General features: G+C 41.9%; 24 protein-coding genes and 1 tRNA gene. 1 reads left to right on the forward strand and 24 read right to left on the reverse strand.

Annotated features, from left to right (window positions below; all coding sequences use genetic code 11):
- Positions 1–31 precede the first annotated feature (31 nt).
- The 6 genes from hemL to hemA all read right to left on the reverse strand — a co-directional run bounded on the left by hemL (position 32) and on the right by hemA (position 6,394).
- Positions 32–1,318 carry a glutamate-1-semialdehyde 2,1-aminomutase gene (hemL, locus tag BANVL01_RS04765; RefSeq protein WP_066090564.1) on the reverse strand — a complete coding sequence of 429 codons (1,287 nt, stop codon included), beginning with the start codon at positions 1,316–1,318 and terminating at the stop codon, positions 32–34.
- A 25-nt stretch (positions 1,319–1,343) separates the two neighbouring features.
- Complete coding sequence (gene hemB, locus BANVL01_RS04770; RefSeq protein WP_066090567.1) at positions 1,344–2,324, reverse strand: porphobilinogen synthase; 981 nt, start codon at positions 2,322–2,324, stop codon at positions 1,344–1,346.
- Between the two features lie 150 nt (positions 2,325–2,474).
- Positions 2,475–3,254, reverse strand: a complete 780-nt coding sequence (locus BANVL01_RS04775; protein WP_066090571.1) for a uroporphyrinogen-III synthase — start codon at positions 3,252–3,254, stop codon at positions 2,475–2,477.
- Positions 3,254–4,186 carry a hydroxymethylbilane synthase gene (gene hemC, locus BANVL01_RS04780; protein WP_066090573.1) on the reverse strand — a complete coding sequence of 311 codons (933 nt, stop codon included), beginning with the start codon at positions 4,184–4,186 and terminating at the stop codon, positions 3,254–3,256. The genes BANVL01_RS04775 and hemC overlap by 1 nt, the downstream gene beginning before the upstream one ends.
- Before the next feature lie 16 nt (positions 4,187–4,202).
- Positions 4,203–5,036, reverse strand: coding sequence for a cytochrome C assembly family protein (locus BANVL01_RS04785; protein WP_066090576.1), 834 nt, complete (start codon positions 5,034–5,036; stop codon positions 4,203–4,205).
- A 14-nt stretch (positions 5,037–5,050) separates the two neighbouring features.
- Positions 5,051–6,394 carry a glutamyl-tRNA reductase gene (gene hemA, locus BANVL01_RS04790; protein ID WP_066090579.1) on the reverse strand — a complete coding sequence of 448 codons (1,344 nt, stop codon included), beginning with the start codon at positions 6,392–6,394 and terminating at the stop codon, positions 5,051–5,053.
- 212 nt (positions 6,395–6,606) lie between these two features.
- Here hemA and BANVL01_RS04795 point away from each other — a divergent pair, with 212 nt between their 5' ends.
- Entirely contained in the window at positions 6,607–7,095 is a 489-nt protein-coding gene (locus tag BANVL01_RS04795) for a LiaI-LiaF-like domain-containing protein (protein WP_066090582.1), read from the forward strand.
- Between the two features lie 30 nt (positions 7,096–7,125).
- On the opposite strand, the gene yihA is transcribed toward BANVL01_RS04795, so the two are convergent.
- The 18 genes from yihA to sdhB form a co-directional block, all read right to left on the reverse strand.
- Positions 7,126–7,707: a ribosome biogenesis GTP-binding protein YihA/YsxC gene (gene yihA, locus BANVL01_RS04800; protein ID WP_066090585.1), complete on the reverse strand. Its 582-nt coding sequence runs from the start codon at positions 7,705–7,707 to the stop codon at positions 7,126–7,128.
- Positions 7,704–10,031, reverse strand: coding sequence for an endopeptidase La (gene lon / locus BANVL01_RS04805; protein WP_066090587.1), 2,328 nt, complete (start codon positions 10,029–10,031; stop codon positions 7,704–7,706). The genes yihA and lon overlap by 4 nt, the downstream gene beginning before the upstream one ends.
- Positions 10,032–10,241: 210 nt before the next feature.
- Positions 10,242–11,945 carry an ATP-dependent protease LonB gene (gene lonB, locus BANVL01_RS04810; RefSeq protein WP_066090590.1) on the reverse strand — a complete coding sequence of 568 codons (1,704 nt, stop codon included), beginning with the start codon at positions 11,943–11,945 and terminating at the stop codon, positions 10,242–10,244.
- A 510-nt stretch (positions 11,946–12,455) separates the two neighbouring features.
- Entirely contained in the window at positions 12,456–13,712 is a 1,257-nt protein-coding gene (gene clpX / locus BANVL01_RS04815) for an ATP-dependent protease ATP-binding subunit ClpX (protein ID WP_066090592.1), read from the reverse strand.
- A gap of 384 nt (positions 13,713–14,096) precedes the next feature.
- Positions 14,097–15,374: a trigger factor gene (gene tig, locus BANVL01_RS04820; RefSeq protein WP_066090595.1), complete on the reverse strand. Its 1,278-nt coding sequence runs from the start codon at positions 15,372–15,374 to the stop codon at positions 14,097–14,099.
- A 169-nt stretch (positions 15,375–15,543) separates the two neighbouring features.
- A complete protein-coding gene (locus BANVL01_RS04825) occupies positions 15,544–16,569 on the reverse strand; it encodes a tetratricopeptide repeat protein (RefSeq protein ID WP_066090598.1) in 1,026 nt (341 codons plus the stop codon).
- Positions 16,570–16,671: 102 nt separating this feature from the next.
- Positions 16,672–16,748: transfer RNA gene (locus tag BANVL01_RS04830), tRNA-Arg, on the reverse strand.
- Positions 16,749–16,855: 107 nt separating this feature from the next.
- Positions 16,856–17,374, reverse strand: a complete 519-nt coding sequence (locus BANVL01_RS04835; protein WP_066090601.1) for a metallophosphoesterase family protein — start codon at positions 17,372–17,374, stop codon at positions 16,856–16,858.
- A complete protein-coding gene (locus BANVL01_RS04840) occupies positions 17,371–17,982 on the reverse strand; it encodes an XTP/dITP diphosphatase (RefSeq protein WP_066090604.1) in 612 nt (203 codons plus the stop codon). Before BANVL01_RS04840 ends, BANVL01_RS04835 begins: the two co-directional genes overlap by 4 nt.
- Positions 17,983–17,994: 12 nt before the next feature.
- A complete protein-coding gene (gene rph / locus BANVL01_RS04845) occupies positions 17,995–18,750 on the reverse strand; it encodes a ribonuclease PH (protein WP_066090607.1) in 756 nt (251 codons plus the stop codon).
- Between the two features lie 132 nt (positions 18,751–18,882).
- Positions 18,883–19,935 carry a GerMN domain-containing protein gene (locus BANVL01_RS04850; protein ID WP_066090610.1) on the reverse strand — a complete coding sequence of 351 codons (1,053 nt, stop codon included), beginning with the start codon at positions 19,933–19,935 and terminating at the stop codon, positions 18,883–18,885.
- Positions 19,936–20,231: 296 nt separating this feature from the next.
- Positions 20,232–21,026, reverse strand: a complete 795-nt coding sequence (gene racE / locus BANVL01_RS04860; protein WP_066090616.1) for a glutamate racemase — start codon at positions 21,024–21,026, stop codon at positions 20,232–20,234.
- Between the two features lie 14 nt (positions 21,027–21,040).
- Positions 21,041–21,490 (reverse strand): MarR family winged helix-turn-helix transcriptional regulator, encoded by a 450-nt coding sequence (locus BANVL01_RS04865; RefSeq protein ID WP_066090619.1) that lies wholly within the window; start codon positions 21,488–21,490, stop codon positions 21,041–21,043.
- A 167-nt stretch (positions 21,491–21,657) separates the two neighbouring features.
- A complete protein-coding gene (locus BANVL01_RS04870) occupies positions 21,658–23,496 on the reverse strand; it encodes a PAS domain-containing sensor histidine kinase (RefSeq protein ID WP_066090622.1) in 1,839 nt (612 codons plus the stop codon).
- Positions 23,497–23,829: 333 nt separating this feature from the next.
- Positions 23,830–24,054 carry a spore germination transcription factor GerE gene (gene gerE, locus BANVL01_RS04875; RefSeq protein WP_007087335.1) on the reverse strand — a complete coding sequence of 75 codons (225 nt, stop codon included), beginning with the start codon at positions 24,052–24,054 and terminating at the stop codon, positions 23,830–23,832.
- Between the two features lie 140 nt (positions 24,055–24,194).
- The gene (locus tag BANVL01_RS04880; RefSeq protein WP_066090625.1) at positions 24,195–24,659 is read right to left on the reverse strand and encodes an acyl-CoA thioesterase; all 465 of its coding nucleotides are present in this window, start codon (positions 24,657–24,659) and stop codon (positions 24,195–24,197) included.
- 88 nt (positions 24,660–24,747) lie between these two features.
- Positions 24,748–25,329 carry a class D sortase, LPxTATN-specific gene (gene srtD, locus BANVL01_RS04885; RefSeq protein ID WP_156482195.1) on the reverse strand — a complete coding sequence of 194 codons (582 nt, stop codon included), beginning with the start codon at positions 25,327–25,329 and terminating at the stop codon, positions 24,748–24,750.
- A gap of 140 nt (positions 25,330–25,469) precedes the next feature.
- Positions 25,470–26,231: a succinate dehydrogenase iron-sulfur subunit gene (gene sdhB, locus BANVL01_RS04890; protein WP_066090631.1), complete on the reverse strand. Its 762-nt coding sequence runs from the start codon at positions 26,229–26,231 to the stop codon at positions 25,470–25,472.
- Between the last annotated feature and the right edge of the window lie 3 nt (positions 26,232–26,234).

A 26,234-nucleotide genomic window follows, 5' to 3' on the forward strand; every position in this document is an offset into this window, starting at 1 on the left:
AAAAGCACACTCGAGGAGTGTGCTTTTTTGCTTATTTTAATTTTGAGAAGGCAACTTCTGCTGCCTGAATTGTTTTTTCAATATCTGCATCAGAGTGCTCAGTTGATAAGAACAATCCCTCAAACTGGGATGGCGGCAAGAATACTCCTTGGTTAGCCATTTCCCGATAGTACGCAGCAAAGAATTCCAAATTAGAGTGCTTCGCAATGTCATAGTTGATAACTTCCTCATTAGTAAAGAAGAAGCCAATCATCGAACCAGCACGGTTAAAGGTAATTGGAATCCCATATTTTTTAGCTGCTGCCTCAAACCCTTTTTGAAGCAAGTCGCCTTTACGGATAAATTCCTCGTAGTGCTCTGGAGTTAATTGACCTAATGTTTCAAGGCCTGCCGTCATCGCTAATGGGTTTCCTGAAAGGGTACCCGCTTGATAAATCGGACCGCTTGGAGCGATTTGCTGCATGATTTCCGCTTTACCGCCGTATGCACCAACAGGAAGTCCGCCGCCGATTACTTTACCGAGGCAGGTAATGTCAGGTGTAACATTGAAATAGCCTTGTGCACAATTGTAGCCGACACGGAAGCCAGTCATAACTTCATCAAAAATCAGCAAAGATCCGTTTGCCGAAGTTAGCTCACGCAGGCCTTCTAAGAAGCCTGGAAGCGGTGGGACAAGTCCCATATTACCGGCAACAGGTTCAACAATGATACAAGCGATATCTTCGCCAAATTGTTCGAAGGCAAATTTTACACTCTCAAGGTTATTGTAAGGAACCGTTATCGTATTTGAGGCTACCCCCTCTGGCACCCCAGGGCTGTCAGGCAAGCCAAGTGTAGCCACGCCAGAACCGGCCTTAATCAATAAGGAATCGCCGTGGCCATGGTAGCAGCCTTCGAATTTCAAAATCTTGTTACGGCCGGTATAGCCGCGGGCTAAACGGAGTGCGCTCATTGTTGCTTCGGTTCCGGAGTTGACCATCCGTACTACTTCAATCGACGGCACGCGTTCAATGACAAGCTGGGCTAATTTATTTTCTAATAAGGTTGGAGCTCCAAAGCTTGTCCCTTGTTCTGCTGTTTTTTTCAACGCTTCGACAACACGGTCGTTAGAGTGGCCTAAAATGAGCGGACCCCATGAAAGGACATAATCAATATATTCGTTGCCATCGATATCATAGATTTTTGACCCTTTGCCTCTTTCCATAAAAATCGGACTCATATCAACGGATTTAAAGGCACGAACTGGGCTGTTCACGCCGCCGGGCATTAGGTTTTGGGCTTCTTTAAATGCTTCAATCGATTTTGTATACGAACGCATTCTATTCCCTCTTTTCAAATAAAGTTTATTCGTCTTCTTTTAACCAGCGAATGGCATCTTTTGCCGCGTAGGTAATGATTAAATCTGCACCGGCGCGCTTCATACCGATAAGCATTTCAAGCACGGTCTTTTTCTCATCAATCCAGCCGTTTAGTGCAGCTGCTTTAACCATTGAATATTCACCACTGACGTTGTAGACAACGACTGGTAAATTGAAGTTATTTTTCACATCACGAACAATATCAAGATAAGGCATTCCAGGCTTAATGATTAAAAAATCTGCCCCTTCTGCGACATCGGATTCTGCTTCTCTGAATGCTTCCATGCGGTTTGCCGGATCCATTTGATAGGTCTTGCGATCGCCAAACTGCGGTGCGCCCTCTGCAGCTTCACGGAAAGGTCCGTAAAATGCTGATGCGTATTTTACAGCATAAGACATAATCGGTATTTCGGTAAACCCAGCTTCATCTAATCCGGCGCGAATTGCCGCCACGAAGCCATCCATCATGTTAGATGGTGCGATAATGTCTGCTCCAGCTTTCGCCTGTGCCACTGCTGTTTTTACGAGTAGTTCTAGCGATTGGTCGTTGAGGATCTGCTCACCCTTCACCACTCCGCAGTGACCGTGGTCTGTATACTCACAGAGGCATGTATCGGCAACAATGATGATTTCCGGAAATTTTTCTTTAATGAAACGGGTCGCTTCCTGAACGATGCCATGATCATGATATGCCTGCTCGCCGCATGCATCCTTTGTTTTCGGAATGCCAAACAGCAGGACCGACTTAATCCCATGTGCGACGATATCTTCCATCTCCGCTTGAAGGTGATCCAGCGATACTTGGAAAACGCCAGGCATCGACGAAACTTCGTTACGGACGTTTTCACCTTCATAGATAAATAGCGGATAAATGAAATCCTCCGCTCTTAAATGATTCTCTCTGACAAGTGCGCGCATATTGGCACTTGAACGCAGTTTGCGATGACGTGAAAATTGAAGTTCCATTATATAAATACCCCCCGAAAAAAATTACCTTATTTGTTGAGCGCCGTTTTACTGGCGATAACGCAACTTACTGGCGGATAACACACGTTTACTGGCGGTTACCACCGTTTTACTAGCTTAATTGCACCACAAAACTTGCGGCAACGCCACTCAAACCCCAGTTTCCTCTAAATAACCTATCAAGCTGTTAATCATTTCTGCCACGGTGTATTCCTCAGGAGAAGCATGAACCGACAATCCATACGCATGTAATTTCTTCTCCGTCACAGGTCCGATGCAGCCGATTACACAGTTTCGCAACTGCTCGTCCAATCGATACTCCTTCACAACTTCCATGAGATGATCGACCGTTGATGGACTTGTAAACGTCAGGATATCAAGCTGTTTGTCAGCCAGCATCCCCGCGAGCTTCACTCGGCTCTCTTCCGGCATGTACGTTTCATATATGACGACCTCATCAACTACGGCACCAACAGAAGACAAGGAGCTGGCGATATATTCGCGGGCTAGATTCCCCTTCGGAAGAAAAACCCGGGTACCGCTTTCCACAAACGGCAAAAACTCCTCAACAAATACTTCCGCTACATATGCCGATGGGACAAACTCTGCATGAAGCCCCCGTTCCTGCAAGACCTCTGCCGTCTTTTTCCCGATCACAGCAATTTTTGGAAAATCCAGACCTGCCTCTTCATAAAAAGAAAAGAAGGTTTCAACCGTGACATTGCTCGTAAAAATAATCCAGTCATATGTATCAAGGACCTTCAGTATTTCTTGAAGACGCTCGTTTTTCTCAAGCGGACGAAAGGCAATCAAAGGGATTTCAATCGGAATCCCTCCAAACCTTTCAACAAGCTTGGAGAAGGATCCCGCTTGACCTTCCCCTCTCGGAACAAGAACCTTTTTATCAAGCAAGGGCAAGGGTTTTAGCATTAACCCTCGAGCTCCCGTTTGACCTTGTCAATCAGATCCTTGGCTCCCCTTTTAATTAAAAGTTCTGCAGCCTGGACGCCGAGCTCTTCCGGATTTTGACCTCTTAGTTCTTCCTTGAAGATTTCATGGCCTTCAGGCGAAGCAACTAAAACATTTAAGACCACATCATCGTTATCTTCAACACGGGCAAAACCAGCTATTGGTACCTGGCAGCCGCCCTCCATTTTTTGCAGGAAGGCGCGCTCGGCACGAACGGCTCTTTCTGTTTTTTTGCAGGTGAATTTTTCAAACAGCTCTAGTAGTTCTTTATCGTCTTCACGGCATTCAATCGATAACGCCCCTTGGCCAACGGCAGGAATACAAAGTTCGGCATCCAAAAATTCAGTTACCACTTCAGACGCCCAGCCAAGGCGAGAAAGACCTGCGGCTGCTAAAATAATGGCATCGTATTCCTCAGACTCTAATTTTGCTAATCTTGTATCGACATTGCCGCGGATCCATTTAATCTCTAAATCCGGGCGCTGCGCTAACAGCTGGGCACTGCGGCGCAGGCTGCTCGTACCGATAATCGCACCTGGTTTCAAATCGTTTAATTTCACATGACCTCTTGAAATAAGGGCATCGCGGTGGTCTTCGCGGAAAGGAATACAGCCGATAGTAAGACCCTCCGGCAATACGGCCGGCATATCTTTCATACTATGAACAGCCATATCAATCTCTTTATTAAGCATCGCCTGCTCAATTTCCTTTACAAACAAACCTTTACCACCCACCTTCGATAGGGTAACATCCAGGATTTGGTCGCCTTTTGTAACAATTTCTTTCACTTCAAATTCGAAGGATGGATCAAGCTTCCTCAGCTGGTCCATTACCCAATTTGTTTGTGTTAATGCCAACTTGCTTCGTCTGGAACCTACAATAATTTTTCGCATGATTGCCTCCTAGGTTTTATGCGTACCATAAATGAAATGATGATAATTGACCAAATAAGAAAAAGTTAATGATTACGATTAAAAAAGACGCTGTGTTCCAAATCGCTAATTTTCTGCCAGGCAGGTTTTTCACAATGCGCAGATATAGGAAAATGCTATAAGCCGTCAGCAATAGAAACGAGCCGATGATTTTCATATCATACCAAGGCATTCCCGGCACCATTAGAAACGCCCACTGCAGACCGAGAATAAGGCTCAGGAGCAGCATGGGAACGCCGATAACCGCCAATATGTAGGATAATCTTTCTAACTTCTCTAAATCGGCGAGCCTTATTAGCCTGGTTCCCCATTTTTTTCTCTTTAATAAATCGTACTGAAGCAGATATAATGTCGAAAAGACAAACGACAATGAAAAGGCTCCGTAAGAGAGAATCGCCATGGTGATATGGATTAACAGCAGTTCAGACACAAGCTGTTTCGCCATGACATGCGAATGGTATTGCATTGGAGCAAAGGTATGAATCGCCATAACGATAAAGCCGAGTATATTCGTAAAAAAAACGATAAAATCGACCCGCAATAACCGATTTATCCCAAGTGACAATGTGACCAATACCCAAGCATAAAAATAGAGTCCCTCAAAGATTGTTAACACAGGGAATCTGCCTGTTCTTATCATATAGGAAGATAGAAAAACGGTTTGCAGAATCCATACAAATGCAAGTAACCAGAAGGCAATGCGGTTTGCCTTCCGGTTATGGTGTAGGAAATCAAAGAAATAAAGCAATACACTGAAGGCGTATACGACTACTGTTAATTCATGAATTCTTGTCATGAAGACTTCGAACATAGACGGGCCCCCCTCTATGACCGAAAGGAAGCCTGAACTTCTTGAACCGGCATGTGATAGGTTTCGGCTGCTTTCGAATGTTGTTCCTGGGCCTGCTCTTCAATATTAAATATTTTCATAAATAAACCCATCACCTGATCGGCATCAGGTCTCGCAGCCAACTCTTTCGCCTGTAAAATCGGATCCTTCAAGAGCTGGTTGATGATGCTCTTTGTATGTTTATTTAACACTTTCATATCCCGGTCCGTTAAGTTTGGCAGTTTGCGCTCCAAGCTATCCATTGTTTCCGCCTGAATGGCCAAAGCCTTTTCCCTAAGAGCGGAAATAACCGGAACCACACCGAGCATTCCAAGCCACTGGTTAAAGTCCACGATTTCTTTTTCAATCATGAGCCCGATTTTTTCAGCTGCTTTCTTCCGCTCTTGCAGATTGGCCTGGACAATTCCTTCTAAATCGTCAATATCGTATAAAAAGACGTTTTCAAGCTCGGCTATTCTTGGATCCAAGTCGCGCGGTACGGCAATATCGACCATAAATAACGGTTTGCCCTTGCGCTTCTTTTCAACCTTTGCCATCATTTCTTTTGAAATGACAAAGTCCTTTGCACCAGTTGAGCTGATTAAGATATCGGCTTCTACCAATGACTTTTCCAATTCAGCTGCTGTTCTTGCTTCACCATTAAAACGGCTCGCCAGCACCTTTGCCTTATCATACGTCCGATTGATGACTGTTACTTTTTTCACGCCATTACCGTGCAAGTTTTGGGCTGCGAGTTCACCCATTTTTCCCGCTCCAAAAATCAACACATGCTTTCCAGCAAGGGAACCGAAGATTTTCTTCGCCAGTTCCACAGCCGCATAGCTGACAGAAACGGCATTTGCGCCAATCTCTGTTTCCGAGTGACCTCTTTTCGCCAGGGTGATGGCTTGTTTAAACAAGTGGTTAAACACAGAACCAGTGGTTTCTTCCTTTTGAGCTGACATAAAGCTCGTCCGTACCTGTCCAAGGATTTGCGTTTCCCCTAAAACCATGGAGTTCAAGCCGCAAGTCACATTGAATAAATGTTCTACCGCACCATCGTCTTCGTAAACAAATAAAAATGGCGAAAACTCTTGCTGTTCTATTCCGAACCATTCGGACAGAAATTCTTTCATATAATAGCGGCCAGTGTGGAGCTGGTCGACAACCGCATAAATTTCCGTTCGATTACACGTAGACAAGATGATATTTTCCAGGATGCTTTTTTTGGAGTTTAACTTCTTAATGGCATCCACAAGATCGGCTTCATTAAAGGTCAACCGCTCACGGATTTCTACAGGGGCAGTTTTATAATTAAGACCGAGTACTAATATGTGCATATGTTTTGGACACCCCCACTAAATAATACAGTTTCAACTAGTAAGATTATATCACGAGCTATTTCTACTTTTACCCGTTAAATGTGAACAGAAAACGAATCTATTGTGGTAATATTAGAAATTGAATAGGATATGTTTAAATACTTCCCTATGTACAGTAACAAAAAAACAGATATGATTCAAGTGAACCTTACTGGAAGCGGTGTTTAGCGATGAAAAACCAGCGAATATTCCCTGGAATTATCCTGATTGGATTTGGTGGATATTTTTTATTACAGCAAGCAGGAATAAATTTTTTTCAACAAATTTCGACGTGGCCGACCCTGATCATCATTATTGGCGCCGCTTTTTTAGGGCAGGGGTATTTGGCCAAGGATTACGAGGCCATTCTTCCCGGGGTCATCATGGCTGGTTTTGGCCTTCAATACGATCTTGCCGACCGTGTGTCGTTTTGGCCGACTAATCATATCGGTATGTTAATCTTGATTATTTCAATCGGATGTTTTCTTCGGTTTCAAAAGACCGGCACTGGCTTGTTTCAGGCTTTTCTCTTTCTCATTCTATCAGTCATGCTGCTATTTTATGATAAAATTGCCGGATACTTTGGTTTGCTCCAAAACGGAATGAGCTTCATCTGGAAATTTTGGCCCGCGCTGTTAATCGTTGTTGGTATCTATTTTCTACTAAAAAAGAAAAAATAACCGCCGAGCGCATGCGCCCGGCGTTTTTTTTTACATATAGCTTTCTAGAATCGACCACGCCTTATCTTTTCCTTCACCTGTTTCAGAGGAGAAGACGATAATATGGTCGCCCGCATCAAAGTCTAATGTCTCTTTTGTTACCTTTAAATGTTTTTGCCACTTTCCCTTAGGAATCTTATCCGCCTTCGTTGCAATGATGATGCAGGGGATGTCGTAATGCTTTAAAAATTCATACATCATCACATCGTCTGCGCTCGGCGGATGGCGCAAATCAACAATCAAAACAGCGGCTTTTAACTGCTCGCGAGTCGTAAAATAAGTCTCTATCATCTTTCCCCATGCGGCCCGCTCCGTCTTTGAAACCTTTGCATATCCATACCCCGGGACATCAACAAAGTGAAGCACTTCATTAATAAGAAAGAAGTTTAACGTTTGTGTTTTACCGGGCTTGGAAGAAATCCGCGCTAAGCCTTTCCGGTTAAGCATCTTATTGATAAAAGAAGACTTGCCGACATTTGAGCGCCCAGCAAGCGCAAATTCGGGCAACGCTGTTTCCGGGTACTGTTCCGGTTTAACCGCACTTATTACAATATCTGAACTAACTACCTTCATTCTGTTCCACCTTCTAAAAGCGCATGCTTTAAAACTTCATCTAAATGGGTTACCGGGACAAATTCCAATTCGTTACGGACACTTTCCGGTATGTCATCAATGTCCATTTCATTGTCTTTCGGAAGAATAACCTTCGTCAGACCTGCTCGATGGGCACTAAGTGTTTTCTCTTTTAAGCCGCCAATTGGGAGCACTCTGCCTCGTAACGTAATCTCGCCTGTCATTCCTACCTCGCGCCGGATTGGTCTGCCTGTTAAAGCTGAAACCAGTGCCGTAGCCATGGTAATACCGGCTGAAGGACCGTCCTTCGGAACTGCACCTTCGGGGACGTGAATATGGATATCATATTTTTCATGAAAATTTTCTTCAATCCCCAATTCTTTAGCCTTCGAACGAATGTAGCTAAAAGCTGCCTGCGCTGATTCTTTCATAACATCACCGAGTTTACCGGTTAGAACAAGCTTCCCTTTGCCCGGTGAGAGCGATACCTCAATTTGAAGGGTGTCACCGCCAACGGTTGTATAAGCTAGACCTGTTGCAACCCCAACTTGGTCTTCCGCCTCCGCCATTCCATAGCGGAACCTCGGTTTCCCTAAAAACTCTTCCAGATTCTTTTCAGTGATGATGACACGTTTCTTCTCACCTGCGACAATGATTTTTGCCGTTTTCCGGCAGATGGTTGCCATTTGACGTTCTAAGCTTCGAACACCGGCTTCCCGTGTGTAATAGCGGACGACTTTTAAGATGGCATCATCGCGGACTTGTAGAATTCCTTTTGTAAGTCCATTTTCTGCGATTTGCTTTGGAAGCAAATGATCGCGGCAAATATGAACTTTCTCAAGCTCCGTATAGCCGGCGATGGTGATGATTTCCATTCTGTCTAACAGCGGAGCAGGGATGGTCGCCAGATTATTAGCGGTCGCAATGAACATGACTTTTGATAAATCATATGTTTCTTCTATATAATGGTCGCTAAAATTACGATTCTGTTCGGGGTCCAGGACCTCAAGCATAGCACTTGATGGATCCCCGCGGAAATCGCTCGACATTTTATCGATTTCGTCTAACAAAAAGACGGGGTTAATCGTTCCCGCTTTTTTCATTCCTTGAATGATGCGGCCGGGCATTGCCCCGACATAGGTTCTGCGATGACCACGAATTTCGGACTCATCGCGAACACCGCCAAGTGAAATCCGGACAAAGTGGCGGTTTAACGATGTGGCGATCGAACGCGCAAGGCTTGTTTTCCCAACACCTGGAGGTCCGGCAAGACAAAGAATCGGCCCTTTTAGGGAATTGGTCAGCTTTTGAACAGCTAAATATTCAAGTACCCGTTCCTTTACTTTTTCAAGGCCGTAATGATCTTGATTTAAAATCTTTTCTGCACGGTTAATATTAATATCATCCTCAGTCTTTTTTGACCACGGAATGGAAATCAGCCATTCAATATAGTTGCGAATGACAGCACTTTCTGCGGAACTTGTCGGCACCTTTTCATAGCGGTCGAGCTCCTTAAGTGCTGCTTGAAGAGCATGTTCAGGCATCCCTGTCTGCCCAATTTTTTTCGTGAGTTCAGCGATTTCGCCTGTTTTGCCTTCTTTATCGCCTAATTCCTTCTGGATCGCCTTCATTTGTTCACGCAAATAATATTCTTTTTGTGTTCTTTCCATTGAGCGCTTGACACGCTGACCAATTTTCTTTTCCAGATTAAGAACTTCTTTTTCGTTGTGAATCGTGTCAATTACACGGTTTACCCTTTGTTTGACATCAATTGTCTCAAGGATTTCTTGCTTTTCCTTTAGCTTGATAGGCAGGTGGGAAGCGATAATATCCGCCATTCTGCCTGGTTCCTCAATGTCGGTAACGGAGGCATACGTTTCTGCCGAGATTTTTTTCGATAATTTTATGTATTGTTCGAAATAATCAAGCATTGTTCTCATCAAGGCTTGGTCTTCGACATCCTTTGTATCCGAATCCTCAAAGGTGACAATCCGGACGGAGTAATAATCTTCTCCATCATAAATTGAGACAATTTCCGCTCTGTTTAGACCTTCAACTAGTACTCTAATCGTGCCGTTTGGCAGTTTTAGCATTTGCTTAACCTTAGTTAACGTTCCCAGCTTGTATAAGTCCTCTTCAGTCGGCTCATCAATTGAGACATCTTTTTGAGTTGTTAAGAATATTAAATGGTCACCTACCATTGCTTTTTCGAGTGCCTGCACCGATCTTTCACGACCAACATCTAAATGAAGCACCATTGTCGGATAGACAAGCAATCCCCGAAGCGGCAGGAGGGGGACGGTCAATTCGTTTTTATTCGCCAAAATACTGCACCTCCATCTACAAATCAATTTCTACTTTCGTTGTTGATTAGTCTTTGTACAATTCTATCTTATTTGTTTTTAAGTGTCTATTTTTAGGGTGAATCGCATTCACTTTTTCAATATAACTTTATTTTCCCCAACTAATCAGATTTCTTCCTTGGCACGAAAAAACTCCGGTTTGTTTGTATGAAAACAAACCGAAGTTTTTGATTAAATCGTTTCTTTTTTTGAAAAATCAATTGAGGCGGTAATCGCTTCTTTTTTCGCGAAGTCAATCGAGGCCGGGATGGCTTCTTTTTTCGGATAGGCATTCACCAGCGCCAGTTCAAATACTTCATGTAAACGGGTAACTGGAACTATCTGGATGCCATCAATTTCATTCAAGATGGTTTGCATATTTTCTTCCGGAATGATCACTATTTTGGCGCCTGCCTTTCGTGCCGCCTTCACCTTCGGATAAACGCCGCCGATTGGTTTGACATTTCCATGGATACTGATTTCCCCCGTCATTGCTACCGTGTTATCAATTGGGATTTTATAAATGGCCGAATAAATCCCTGTCGCCATCGCAATTCCCGCTGATGGGCCGTCTATCGGAACCCCGCCTGGAAAATTAACGTGGATATCATAATCGTTTGCCGGCACACCCATCGAGCGTAAAACGGTAATGACATTTTCAATTGACCCGCGCGCCATGCTTTTTCGACGAATCGATTTCCCCTGACCGCCAATGCTTTCTTCCTCGACGATACCAGTAATATTGATGGATCCCTTATCCTTGGCCGGGATTACGGTCACTTCAATTTCGAGCAAGGCACCGGAATTCGGCCCATAAACAGCTAGTCCATTCACAAGACCCACGTGAGAAATTTCATTTATTTTTCTTTCCATCCGCGGCGTCATCTGGCTGGAATGGATCACCCACTCAATATCTTCGTCCTTGATATATGTGCGGTCTTCCGTAATGGCAAGTCCGGCAGCAATTTGAATCATATTAACCGTCTCACGGCCATTTCGCGCATATGTAGACAGCGTATTCACACCTGTTTCATTTATTTGCAGATTTACTTTTTCAGCCGCCTTTTTTGCCACAATCACAATTTCTTCCTGTGTTAAATCCCTAAAGAACACCTCCATACAACGGGAACGAATGGCCGGTGGAATTTCGCTGGGAGTCCTTGTAGTTGCCCCAATCAAGCGGAAGTCGGCAGGCAGGCCATTTTTAAAAATATCATGGATATGTGTTGGGATTTGATTATTTTCCTCGTGATAATAGGCACTTTCGAGGAAAACCTTGCGATCCTCTAATACTTTTAGCAGCTTGTTCATTTGAATCGGGTGCAATTCGCCAATTTCATCGATAAAAAGCACACCGCCATGCGCGTTGGTGACTGCTCCCTGTTTCGGCTGTGGAATCCCCGCTTGCCCCATCGCTCCTGCCCCTTGATAAATCGGGTCATGAACAGAGCCAATTAACGGGTCGGCAATCCCTCTTTCATCGAATCGTGCGGTTGTCGCGTCTAATTCGATAAAAACAGAGGCGGGTTTAAAGGGTGATTTCTGATTCTTTTTTGCTTCTTCTAATACAAGGCGGGCAGCTGCTGTTTTCCCGATGCCCGGCGGTCCATAAATAATTACATGCTGTGGATTCGGTCCGCATAGCGCTGCTTTTAATGATTTGATGCCATCCTCTTGACCTACAATATCCTTAAAGCTTGTAGGGCGAACTTTCTCTGCTAATGGTTCAGTTAATGAAATCGATCTCATTTTGCGAAGCTGCTCCATTTCCTTACGGGATTCCCGATCAATGGATACTTTTTGCGTCCGCTGGTTTCTTAGCATATTCCAAAAATACAGCCCAATAATAACTCCGAAAAATAGCTGTATAAATAAGGCAATCCCCGTCCAACTCATACATTTCCCTCCTGCACTTCTTACTCAATATATATTAATAAGTATTTCCTGCAGATTGGCGGAATAAACCACAAAATGTAAAACAAATTCCGTCGGGGGAATTGGGTTCTGGGTGTTTTTACTACATTATGGGTAACTTTCTGGTGGGTTTTAGTGAGGATTTTCTTGTTTGGCTACTTTTCGAAGGGTTTTGGCTATTTTTTAAGTGGTTTTGGCTATTTTTTAAGTGGTTTTGGCTAATTTTCAAGGGGTTTTGGCTAATTATACATTTATTGGAAAAATAAATGCGCGTTTTCATGTGGGTTTGTCTATTTTCCAAAGGGCTTTGTCTATTTTTTGACTGGTTTTGTCTATTTTCCAAAGGGTTTTGTCTATTTTCCAAGGGGTTTTGTCTATTTAGACATTTAATGGAAAAAAACGCATTTTCATGTGGGTTTTGTCTATTTAGACACTTCCTAGAAAAAACCATACAAAAAAAAGACCCAGCCAATAGACCAGGTCCTGTACAGATTAAGCTGATTTTTCTTCGATAACGGTTCCGTCTTCCAAAACAAGCTTCGGAATACTGTTTTCGATTACGGTATCCTTTGTAATGATACACTTTGAAATATCATCGCGTGATGGAAGGTCGAACATGACATCAAGCATGATTCCTTCAATAATTGAACGTAGACCACGGGCACCCGTTTTGCGTTCAATTGCTTTTTTAGCGATTTCAGTCAATGCGTCTTCTTCAAACTCCAGCTCAACATTATCGATTTCAAGCATTTTTTGATATTGTTTAACAAGCGCATTTTTTGGCTTTGTTAAAATTTCAATTAATGCCGCTTCGTCTAGCTGCTCAAGGCTGGCAATAACCGGAAGACGACCGATAAACTCTGGAATTAAGCCAAAACGGAGTAAATCCTCAGGCAATACCTTTGAAAGAAGCTCTTTTTGGCCAATTTCCTGTTGCTTTGGACCAGAACCAAAACCAATTACTTTTTGGCCTAAGCGGCGCTTGATAATCGGCTCAATCCCGTCAAATGCACCACCGCAAATAAATAAAATATTCGTTGTGTCGATTTGGATAAATTCTTGATGCGGGTGTTTTCTGCCCCCTTGTGGCGGTACACTTGCCACTGTGCCTTCAAGAATTTTTAATAATGCCTGCTGAACGCCTTCACCGGAAACATCCCTTGTAATTGAAGGATTTTCAGATTTTCGGGCAATTTTATCAATTTCATCAATATAAATAATCCCTTTTTCTGCTTTTTCCACATCATAATCAGCCGCTTGAATCAATTTTAATAAAATGTTTTCAACGTCTTCGCCGACATAGCCTGCTTCAGTAAGTGATGTAGCATCAGCGATTGCGAATGGTACATTCAAAATACGCGCCAATGTTTGCGCCAATAAAGTCTTCCCACTACCTGTTGGTCCAATCATACAAATATTACTCTTTGAAAGCTCAACGTCATCAATTTTGCTGTTGGAATTGATGCGCTTGTAGTGGTTGTAGACCGCAACAGACAGCGATTTTTTCGCCTGATCCTGGCCGATAACATATTCATTGAGAATTTCACAGATTTCTTTTGGTTTTGGAACATCTTTAAATTCTACTTCTTCTTCTGTCCCTAGTTCTTCCTCAACAATTTCTGTGCAAAGCTCGATACATTCATCACAGATATAAACGCCCGGCCCTGCAACTAATTTCCGAACTTGATCTTGTGTTTTTCCACAGAAAGAACACTTTAATTGTCCTTTTTCATCATTAAATTTAAACAAACCTTTCACCCCTTAAAACATGTTAAAACCATATTTAAACCCCGAGAATTACACAAACAAAACCGAGTTTTTATTAATTATTCAATGGTATGTATTTTGCATTGTAACACATGATGCCAATGGACTGGAAATAAAAAGCTTACACGATTATGTTTTCTTTTTTTTATTTTGTTTGTGCAACTCAATTAAAAAACTATGTACTCATTAATCTTAACCATTATATTTAAAAATAAATCTTAAAGCCGTATGGAAATTATTTATTCGCCTTTGAGGGAACGTTTTCCTGCTTGTTAAAAAGGTTTCCCTCTCCTTATTATAATATGTAATTTGAAAAATGTATAAAACAAGGCACGATTAAAATCGCGCCCTGCCATATTGATCTAATTATTTCTTGTTTTCAACAAGAAAGTCTATTGCTTTTTTAAGTTGAAGGTCTGCTTTAATACCTTCTAAACCGCCAAGTGCTTGTTTAATGTTGTCAACAGTCATGTTGTACATGCCAGCCATTTTCTCAAGCTCGGAGTTTACCTCTTCGTCAGATACTTCAAGGTTTTCCGCTTTAGCAATCGCTTCTAATGTTAAGTTGATTTTCACGCGATTTACAGCTTCTTCCTTCATTTGCTCACGTAAGGCTTTTTCGTCTTGACCTGAGAATTGGAAGTATAGCTCAAGGTTCATACCTTGCATTTGTAAGCGTTGTTCGAATTCTTGAAGCATACGGTTAACTTCTGTTTCAACCATTACTTCTGGAACTTCTACTTCAGCGTTTGCTGCAGCTGACTCAACAACTGTATCGCGAAGGTGGTGCTCTGCTTCATGCTTTTTGCCGTCTTCTAAACGAGTTCTGATTTTTTCTTTAAGCGCATCTAATGTTTCAACTTCTTCGTCAACATCTTTTGCAAACTCGTCATCTAATTCTGGAAGTTCTTTTCCTTTAATTTCATGAACGGTTACTTTGAAAACTGCTGGCTTACCAGCAAGTTCAGCCGCATGGTATTCTTCAGGGAATGTTACTTCCACGTCTTTAGATTCGCCAGCTGCTACACCTACAAGCTGCTCTTCAAAGCCAGGGATGAAAGAACCTGAACCTAGTTCTAATGTGTGGTTCTCAGCTTGTCCGCCTTCGAATGCTTCGCCATTAACGAATCCTTCAAAATCAAGAACTACTGTATCACCATTTTCGGCAGTGCCTTCTTCTTTAATAACAAGCTCTGCTTGACGCTCTTGAAGAGTTTTTAATTCGTTAGCTACATCTTCTTCGGTAACAGTTGTATCGAATGCTTCTACTTCAATACCTTTGTATTCGCCTAATTTCACTTCAGGCTTAACCTGAACAGTTGCTTTAAAGATAAGCTCTTTGCCTTTTTCCATTTGCTCGATGTCGATATCAGGACGGTCTACAGGCTCGATCCCTGTTTCGTCAATTGCATTTCCATATGCTTCAGGAAGAAGAATATCTAATGCATCCTGATAAAGCGATTCTACACCAAAGCGTTTTTCAAACATTCCGCGAGGCATTTTCCCCTTACGAAAGCCTGGAACACTTACTTGCTTAACAACCTTTTGGAATGCCGCGTCTAGACCTTCGCTAACTTTGTCGGCACTTACTTCAACTGTAAGAACGCCGCGGTTTCCTTCTAACTTTTCCCATTTTGCTGTCATACCTATTTTCCCTCCAACAATCTATTCTCATATCATTCGTAACGAATTAGAGTAGGAAAATGTCTTGTTCATCAAGCCATTTTTCCATTTTTTTAAATGTAAAATATATTTTTTACACAATGCAACCCCTACATTATATCATAGGTTTGTTTTCTTTCAACAGCAAAGGCTATATATTAGGATAAGAAATTTTCTCGATTTCCTCTATTTTAACAACCGCCTGCCCTATTTCTTTTGGGTGAACAGAGTATTCCTTCGCCATTTCTCCTATTTTCGGTTCCAAACCAAGGTATTCTTCTGCAAGTAATTGAAAAGCACCAGCCCATGCAGCGGGGCTTTCCGGTTCTAGCGTGAAAGGATAGCTAATAAAAAAAATCCGCTCTACCATTCCGATGGTATTGTCAAATAGAACCGGATTATTACTTTCTAAGTGAATTTCTAATAATTGCTTTACTTCTTTCATCCTGGGCTGTACCCTTACTTCCGGCAGTTTAGCAGGAATTACTTTTTCCTCCAGCGAGAATTTCCTGACCACTAGTTCTTTATCGATTTCCTGCTCTTTTAACAGTGTTAACAGGATCGTTTTGAGAAAGGGATGGCCATTGTCAGATTTTAAATAATTGGTAATTTCCGGGACATATGGGCGGATATTCTTCTCCGCCAAACCGGAAATAAGGAGCATTTGTTCATTTAAATTATTGTTTTCTAATAGATTTAACTTATTGAGATTACTTTCCTCTGGTTCTTCTTCACTGCCATCTTGAAGATGATTATCGGCCATCCGCTTGCTAAATTGGAGGATGGTTAAAAAATGGTCATGTTTATCCGGTGGAATCTCCTTTTCTTCTAATAAAACCTCAATCGTTTCAACAATTTCCTGGTATTCATGCAGTTGCATGAGGACGGTTAAATATAAATCCACCATTTGGAAATAGTCGCCAATACCTTTTAACAGCATTTCATTCGCAAGTTTTTTTGCTTTTTTAAAAGAACCTGCTTCAAAATAGGCAAGCACGAGTCCGACTAAAATGTCATCATTATCAGGATCCAGCACTTTAGCTTCTTCCAAAAGCGTAATCGCTTCGTTAAATTTTTTATTATGCAGGCTCTCTAAACCCTTATCTGTTAATCTCTTTTCCATTCCTGGGAAAAAGATCAGATTGTCGATTCTTTTGGCTTGCTGCCTTTTTTTCATAAAAATCCGCCCTTTGGCTTGTCGTTGAAAAATAGTTTAGCATAAATGGAACATAAAAAAAACTCACTATAAAAGTGAGTTAAATGTTTTTGGTATGTAGTATGGCGTCCCAGGAGAGATTCGAACTCCCGACCGTACGCTTAGAAGGCGTATGCTCTATCCGGCTGAGCTACTGGGACGTAATGATGTAATCAACGACAAGATTTATTATATTACCCTAGTATTAAAAAGTCAACAGGTTTTTTTGTGATTTTTTAAAAGAAGTAGGGGGAAGCGATTTCCCCCATCACTTTGGTAACACAAATTCTCGCGCCAATTCCGTCATTTCCCGCCCATTCGCTTCAAATACGGACATTTTTATTTTTTCCCCAAGCAAATCAAGGATCACATATGTTTTTTCGATACGCTCACGCGGCATACGGATGCTCCCTGGATTTAAAAATAAGGTACCATCGATTACTTCCGCCCCGAGCACATGCGAGTGCCCAAAGCAGACGATATCGGCTTTTACTTCCTGGGCCTTATATTTTAACTTCATCAGCGAAGATTTTACAGAATAGCGATGTCCATGTGTAACCAGGAACTTACGCCCCGCAACCTCAGATATTGTCTCCAATGGAAATCCTCCGCCGAAGTCACAATTTCCCAAGACCGTTAAAAAATCAGAAATTGCTTGATCGTCCGGTGACAGCTCTGAATCACCGCAATGAATCATTAATTCCACTTCGCCTTTATGGCGCTCTCTTAGGACCTCAAGCTCCTTCGTCAATCCATGGCTATCGCTGACGATTAACACCTTGCTCATGACTGTCCGGCTCTCTCTAAAACGGAATCAAGCACCACATCCAGTTTCTTAAGCGCATTTGCACGGTGGCTGATTTTATTTTTTTCATCTGAAGATAGTTCAGCCATCGCTGCACCTTGTTCCGGCACATAGAAGACCGGATCATAGCCAAATCCATTTGAGCCTCTTCGTTCTTCAAGAATCCGGCCTTCACAGGTGCCTGACACCGTAATCGTTTCCTGCCCCGGAACGGCGACCGCTAACGCACAGTAGAAACGCGCTGTCCTCTCCACTTCCGGAACGTCTTTCAATTCGGACAGGACTTTATCGGTATTGTTTTGATCGTTTTTCGGTTCGCCCGCATAACGTGCTGAGTAGATTCCCGGCCTTCCTTCAAGTGCGTCCACCATCAGACCGGAATCGTCACCAATCACCATTTTATTAAGTGCTTTTGAGACAGCCTCCGCTTTCAAAATCGCATTTTCCTCGAAGGTTGAACCCGTTTCTTCCACATCAGGGATTTCCGGAAAATCAAGCAATGTCCGGACCACGATTCCCCTGCTGGCAAAAATATGCTCAAATTCCCGAGCTTTTCCTGGATTTTTAGTAGCAATAATAACTTCTTTCATCGTAATCGCCTCTTATTTCTTTCTTCTGCTATCGATTTTTTGGGTTATTTCCTCACCAAGGGCTGCTTTTTGTTGTTCAAATAATTCCACGATTCCCTCTTGTGCCGCATGTAATAGTTCCTGTAGCTGATCATAGGAAAACGTTGCTTCTTCACCTGTTCCTTGCAATTCAACAAATTCGCCATTTCCAGTCATGACCACATTCATATCAACTTGAGCCTTGGAATCTTCGGCATAGTTTAAGTCTAAAACAGTTTGGCTATTTTGCAAAATTCCAACACTTGTTGCGGCTAAATAATCCGTTATTGGGAACTTTGAAAATGACTTTTTCGATGCAAATGAATTTAACGCGAGCGCCATCGCGACAAATGCACCGGTAATAGACGCTGTTCTCGTTCCACCGTCGGCTTGAATGACATCACAATCGATCCAAACTGTTTTTTCGCCAAGTGCTCCAAGATCGACAATTGCTCTCAGTGCCCGGCCAATTAAGCGCTGGATTTCCATTGTTCTTCCTGATACTTTCCCTTTAGAAGATTCACGAATGTTTCTCGTTTCTGTTGCTCGCGGGAGCATCGAGTACTCAGCAGTAATCCAGCCTTTGCCTTCCCCCCTCATAAAATGCGGAACTCGATCTTCGATGCTGGCAGTGCAGATCACCCTCGTATTTCCTACAGAAATAAGGACAGAGCCTTCAGGGTGCATTAAATAATTGGTTTCAATATGTATCGGCCGCAGCTGCAACGGCTCTCTTCCATCAACTCGCACAAAAATTTCCTCCTTCAATTGGTCTTTTTTTAAAATTGGTATTACACCAAGCAGATAATACCAAATAAAGAAGAGGCGGCATTCGAGCCAACCTCTTTCATGGTCACTATATAGTATAACAAAAATTATTTTTTAAAAACTACCTGTGTTGACTTTTTCTGGACGAGTTACCGGTTCGGACAGTTTTTTACCTTTATCATTTTTAATATCTGCTTTACCATCAACTTGGACGGCGACTTTTTCCACCCCATTTTGCTCAGTCAATGACAGTACAAGGGCATCCAATAGGGATTGGGAAATTTCTTTATCCTCCAAGCCGCCAAAGATATTCTTATTGAAGTTCAAGGTAACCGTGCCATCCGCATATTTCGGAGCCTCTAATAGCTTCACGTCAGACATAAATTCCGACACTAGGGGGGATTTTCCGCTCGGGCCTTTGATTAATTGATTAACAACCGCCACAAAGTTATCCTTTTCATTATTGTTTACACGGCGAGTAACCGGCACGAAGTAATAGGAGTTCTCTTCGCCGCCAACATAATAGACGGTCAACGGTTTTGTATTGGTAATATCAACCACATCGGTTGTATCCAAATTAATTCCGGTGGCCCTTGAGAGATGTTCACTGATAGGGGTTCCGTTGACTGGCATTTCAGTCAGTTCATGGCCATTCATTTTAAGCTTGACTGAATGAATATTATTAAATTGTGTCAGCGTCCAGGTGATCGATTGCAGGATTTTCATCTCATCTTCAGGCTGGTAGTTCTTAAATTCCTTCGAGAAGTCAACGGTAGCGACACCATCTTTACTTATATTAACAGTAGGTACTGTGTCCTCAGGCAGGACGGCTCGAAAATGATTCGGGAGCATGTTGCTGACGGCGCCGTTGGCTACTAAATATTCAAGCGCCTGTTTGGCGACTGAAGTGGTTTTCGGCAGATTCAAAGTTTGCGGTACAACATAGCCGTATTTATCAATAAGATAGAGTTCTGTTTTTACCGTGTTTTCAACCTGACCTTTTTCTTTTGCTGCCGTTTCCTTACTAGCTTTTTTATCTCCGACAGCCACGGTTTTTGGCGGATCAATTTTCTTCTTTGTTTCCCCGCCAAACAAGCCGCAGCCAGAAAGCATCACGGTTGAAGAAAGCACAGTCACACCCAGGATCTTTGCTTTATTTTTCGACACATAAATTCCCCCCCAAGACAGTTTGTACTATCATGTATACGAGCCCGGCGAAAAAATAGACCGCCTTCTGAAAGAAATTTTTTATGTTCTCTCTTCTCGAGGGGGATTGGTGGCACATTTGTGACCGCTGTGGCCTTTTTTCTTGGCGCACGGGCACAATTATTCTTTTTTGTGACCGTCGAGGCTCTTTTTCCCGGCGCACGGGCACAATTATTCTTTTTTGTGTCCGTCGAGGCCCTTTTTCTCGTATCACGGGCACAAAAAAAATCCCCTATCATGTTGATAGAGGAGCCACGTTATAGTTTAATTTTTTTCACATTATTAATCGGTATTCCGAGCCACTGTGAAGCGATTTTGGAAAATATTCTTCTGGAACCAGTCGTGTAAAATTCATGCTCCGGCTCTTCTTCACCAGTGTCGAGCAGCCCGTTATATTGAAGGATGGCACTAATCTCATGCGCCGTCTCATCACCAGAACTAATAACACTAACTTTTTCACCCATTACCTTATTTATAAGCGGCCCGAGTAATGGATAATGGGTGCAGCCTAAAATGAGTGTATCTAAATTTTGATTCTTTAGTGGCGTTAAGGCTTCCTCAACAATTCTTTCAGCAATCGGCCCCTCAAATTCGCTGCTCTCTACTAGAGGAACAAACTTCGGACAGGCATGACTCGTGACAAAAAGCCTGCTATTAAGCGATTTCAAGGCCTTTTCATAGGCGCCGCTTTTGACTGTTCCTTCCGTGCCGATAATGCCGACCCGATAGTTTTTCGTCCGCTTAACGGCCGCCCGCGCCCCTGGATTAATAACACCAAGAACAGGTATCGTTAGTTCCTTGCGAATTTCATCAAGAGCAGCCGCCGTTGCCGTGTTACAGGCAATAACCAGCATCTTGATATTCTTTTCTAATAAAAAAGTAGTTAGTTCCCAGGTGAAGCGTTTTACTTCCTTCGGAGTCCTGGGACCATAAGGACAGCGCGCTGTATCTCCCAAATAGATGATTTTCTCGTTTGGCAGCTGCCGCATCACCTCTTTGGCAACGGTTAGTCCACCCACACCAGAATCTATCACACCAATCGGTTGTTTCAAACTTCTCGCCTCATTTATCGCATTTCCTGATGCAGTTTCATCATGCTGCTTTGTAGAATTTGAATTTCTTCTACTGAGAAATTCACTAATACTTCCTGCAAATACACTCGCCGCTTCTTGATCACTTCATCAATAATCCTATTGCCCTCTTCAAGCAAATGAATTCGCACCACACGACGATCGCTCAGATCCTTTACCCGCTCAACGAGCAAATTTTTCTCCATCCGGTCAACGAGGTCAGTGGTTGTACTGCAGGCCAAATACATTTTATTGGAAAGCTCCCCAATGGTCATATCGCCATCCTCAAACAGCCATTGTAAGGCAACAAATTGTGGAGGAGTAATCTTATAATTACTTAACATTTCTCTTCCTTTTTGCTTGATGATTCCTGAAATATAGCGCAAATCCTTTTCAATATTTGCGACAATATCTTCATTCACTTGTTGTGAATTTTCCAGTTTCATTTAATATACACTCCTAATTTATGCTGCTCCTCAAGACTTTTTTATAAAAACAAAGCCCTTTTTCCGATTTAAATATCGAATAGCTTGTACTTATTTTCTACTTTTTTCGCTAAAATTTCAAGGACAACTTGTTGAAAAATCAGCATTCAAAAAAGCCTACAATTTTGTTAACTTATTGGCAAAATAACCTCAATAATCGTTCCATTCTCATCGCTCCAAAAATGGAACTTTCCATTATGATTTTCAATAATCTGTTTAGAAATCATGATTCCCAAACCAGTGCCAGCCTCTTTTGTTGTGAAGAACGGCTCGCCAATCCTTTTTATAATTTGCTTGGGGACTCCATTTCCGGTGTCTTTAATATAGATCTTAATCTTATCAAGACCATATTGTTTTATCTCAATTGTGATGATACCGCCATGACTCATCGCTTCGATGGCGTTCTTAATGAGATTAATAAATACTTGTTTTAATTGGTTTTTATCACATCTAATCAGTAGATCTTCACAATCATTTTCAATTTCAATTTGAATATTATTCATAATTGCCTGTGTATCAATAAGCGTTTTCACATTATCAATTACAGTAGTTAGATTCTCTTTTTCAAATTTTAACTCCTGTGGTTTGGCAAGCAGCAATAACTCACTGAGAATAATTTCAATTCTTTCCATTTCCGATTGGATAATAGTGAAGTATGTTTTATTATCCACTTGAGCTTCCATTAACTGCAAAAACCCTTTAATCGCGGTAAGTGGATTGCGTACCTCGTGCGCGATGCCTGCTGCCAGCTGTCCCGCAATCGTTAATTTTTCTGAGTTAAGTAACAGCTGCTGTGTTTTTTTCCTTTCCGTTATATCTCTAAAAATGATATGCCGGGCAGGCTTATTTTCATAAATGGTAGGCATCCCTTTTACTTCCGCCTCAATAACCGTGCCATCCAAACGGATCAGTTTGTACTCAATAAAATCCATAGCAGCTTCATTATTTAAAATTTCAGCCCGCTTTTTTGCTGTATCGCGTAAATCAGGGTGGAGGATATCTAAAAGTTTCTTATCTAAAATATCCTCCTTTTTCGAAGCACCTAATAATCTCCTGCCCGTTTCATTAATAAATAACATGTCACACCCTTTGGCAATAATCACCGCGTCGGGTGAATTTTCCACTAAATCTCGATACGTGTCTTCACGTTTTTCGGCCTCTTCTTCGGCTCTTTTTCGTTCTGATATATCCCTAATGACACAAACCACTTCTACTATCAAACGAGTATCTGGGTCAACGATTGGTTTACAAAGTATTTCCACCCAAATAAAACTTCCGTCCTTTTTATTAATCCGATACGAACCGCTCCCATTTTCTTGGTTAATGAGGGCATTTTTGACGTTCGCATATGCCCTGTCCCGATCATCGACATGTAGTAGAGATAAGCTATTGCGGTTTAGCAATTCTTCACGAGTATAGCCAAGGATATGTTCGCATGCGGGCGAGACATAAAGAAGTTCCCCTTGCAAATTCGTGCAGACAATCAAATCAAAGACATCTTCTGTTAATGAACGATGGATTTCCTCCATTTTTCTTAGTTCTTCTTTTTTTCTTTTTAATAGGGTAATATCCTTTGCTACTCCATAAACCCCGACAATTTGGTCATCCACGCTAATCGGTATATTTGTCAAATTAAGGTCAAGGGTTTGCCCCGCTTTGTTTGTCATCCTGCAATCGAAATTATGAAATTGACCTAATACTGCTTTGTGAAAATGGTGAAATACTTTATCAAGGCTTTCAACAGGAATAAGCGATTGGAGTTTCATGTTAACAGCCTCTTGCGTTGAATAGCCTGTTAATTTCTCGTATGCCGGATTAACTTGAACAAAATACCCCTCCAAATCCATGGAAAAAATCGCATCTTGGTTGCTGTTCAACAATGTTTGAGACCTGTTAACATTTTTCTCAAGATAATTTTTTAAAAGGAGCTTCTTTTCATATTTACTTACTTTAATAGAACTGTTCATCTCTCTTTACTCAGTTCCTTCCCCTTTAAAATTTTTTCCAACCGTATGTAAAAAAGCCAAGATAGGACAACGTCCCATCCTGGCTTAAGTTTAGCTCGACCGAATTGTCCAGCTCAATTCCGCCCTATGCTGCTTGTTTTAAGAACAGTATGATGGCACTTTTATCGAGAATACGCATTATTTTCTTTTATCCCAATATTATAGTATCTAATTTTATTAGAATAGTCAAATATTTACAAGATATTTAGATTTACTAACTTCATAATAAGAATAATTTTCCCGAAATAAATTTCATTAAAATAACCGGCCTCCATAAATGGATGCCGGCCATGTCTAAAGTTCTAGCTCTCCCATTCGAAGGAGCTCTACAACTGCTTGTGAACGCCCCTTGACACCAAGCTTTTGCATGGCATTTGAAATATGGTTCCGAACCGTTTTTTCGCTTATAAATAATTCACCAGCGATTTCCTTCGTTGTTTTGTCTTGTACTAACAGTTCGAATACTTCTCTTTCTCGTTTGGTGAGTAATGGCTTGTGATTATAATCGTTCTCCTTCAAGTATTGTAACCCTCCTTGCCTTCGCCAGTAATGAATCGTGGGGTTGGGTATATATTTAGTCACCATATCTTATGTGAAGGGTACAATTGAAGTGACTATATTTGCTTTGAGGAGAACGATTTTATTAAAAAAAATTACGATTATATTCCAACTTTTTTGTGGCTGACAAGCAAATTTCTCATTTCCTTTGTCCACACAACCCCTCTGCCCGTCCGTTTCGAGATCTGCACCATCGTTCCTCTGCCAACAAACCCGGCAGACCCATCTTCTTTTTTCACCAGATAGTGTAGGTCGACAGACGAATTCCCAACAGATTGTGCCTTCACATAAATCGTTAGCTTCTCATCGAAAAAGATTTGCTGTAAAAAGTCACATTGAAGATCGGCTACCACGGGAATCGTTTCACTTTCCGGCTTTGTCCATTCCTGCATTAACCCGATGGCTTGAAAAAATTCAATCCTGGCCGCTTCGAAATAAACAAATGGAACCGTATTATTCATGTGCCCAAACATATCCGTTTCAGAGAAACGAACCGTGACTGGGATATGAAATTCAAACTCCCGCTCCCATTGATGAAAATCCTCGATGTACGCTGCTTTTCCCATTTTAAAAATCTCCTTTAAAATGAATGAATATTCATATTTTTTCTTTATTATAGTTTCTTTTACGAAATTAAAAAAGCCCCTAATCATTCTAGGAACTTTTAAGCTTGGCATAGATAATATATCGTTTTGGTGCGTTGCCTACATAGCGAAACGGGTAGCAGGTTGTTACGATTAGTTCTTCCTTTTCATGCTGCAAGGTAATAATAGTGGTGTCATCGGACTTAACGATTTTTGTATGCGTAATTTCGTAGGTAAAGTTTCCATATGGCATTTGCATCTTTAGGGAATCGCCAAGTTTCAGCTCGCCTAAGCGACGGAATACGGTATCCCGGTGGCCGGACAAGACAATTTGTCCGAGATCGCCTGGAAAATAGGAGCCTTTATAATGGCCTACCCCCTTTTCAAGATCATCCGGATTTGTGCCCTCGACAATCGCTAATTCTGCTTTGATTTTGGGAATCGTTAACAGGCCGACAGTATCACCCATTTCTGGCGGCGGGCTGTTTTTGTCTCTTTTTTGCGCCGGTTCCCCAGACTGCCCCGTGATGATTTCCTTTGCTTTCTCAAGAGATGCCTTTGTTTGTATTTTTACATCTACCATTTGCCAGATTCCAATTCCTAAAAAAATCAGACCCGTTAGAATAATAATCAATGGAAGCTTTGATTTCACTTTTATATACCTTCCTTTTCAATAGGGCATTGTTAGTTACAAGTATAGCAAAATGTTTTGGAAAGAACCATTTAGTATTCTCGCTAGGTAAACAACAAAAAACCTTCTTTTCCAATAAGAAAAGAAGGTTTGAAAAAATATTAGGCGTGATCACTGCCGAAAAAGTTTCTAAATGCTTGCATTGTAGCCTCGCGGTTAACTGCCGCGATTGAAGTCGTGATCGGAATTCCTTTCGGACATGCTTGCACGCAGTTTTGCGAGTTACCACAGCCCTGCATTCCGCCGTCCTCCATAAAGGCGTTTAAACGCTCCGCTTTATTCATTTCACCGGTTGGGTGGGCATTGAATAAGCGAACTTGGTTAAATACAGCTGGTCCCATGAAGTTGGTTTTGCTGTTTACATTTGGACATGCTTCTAAACAAACACCGCATGTCATACATTTAGAAAGCTCATATGCCCATTGACGTTTTTTCTCAGGCATCCGCGGCCCAGGTCCTAGATCATAGGTTCCGTCAATTGGAATCCATGCTTTCACTTTTTTCAAGGAATCAAACATTCTGCTCCGGTCAACCTGAAGGTCACGGACGACAGGGAATGTTCTCATTGGCTCTAAGCGAATCGGCTGCGTTAATTGATCCACAAGTGCTGAACAAGATTGACGCGGCTTGCCGTTGATCACCATTGAACAGGCGCCGCAAACCTCTTCAAGACAGTTCATATCCCAAGTGATTGGGGTAGTAGCTTGTCCCTTTGCATTGACAGGGTTTTTACGAATTTCCATTAATGCCGAAATCACGTTCATATTCGGACGATAAGGAATTTCAAATTCTTCCTCATATGCATCAGAATTTTCGCTATCCTGACGCATAATTGTAAATTTCACCGTTTTATTTTCTGCCATTCT

Source organism: Neobacillus novalis NBRC 102450, assembly GCF_001591805.1.
Taxonomy (GTDB): domain Bacteria; phylum Bacillota; class Bacilli; order Bacillales; family Cytobacillaceae; genus Neobacillus; species Neobacillus novalis.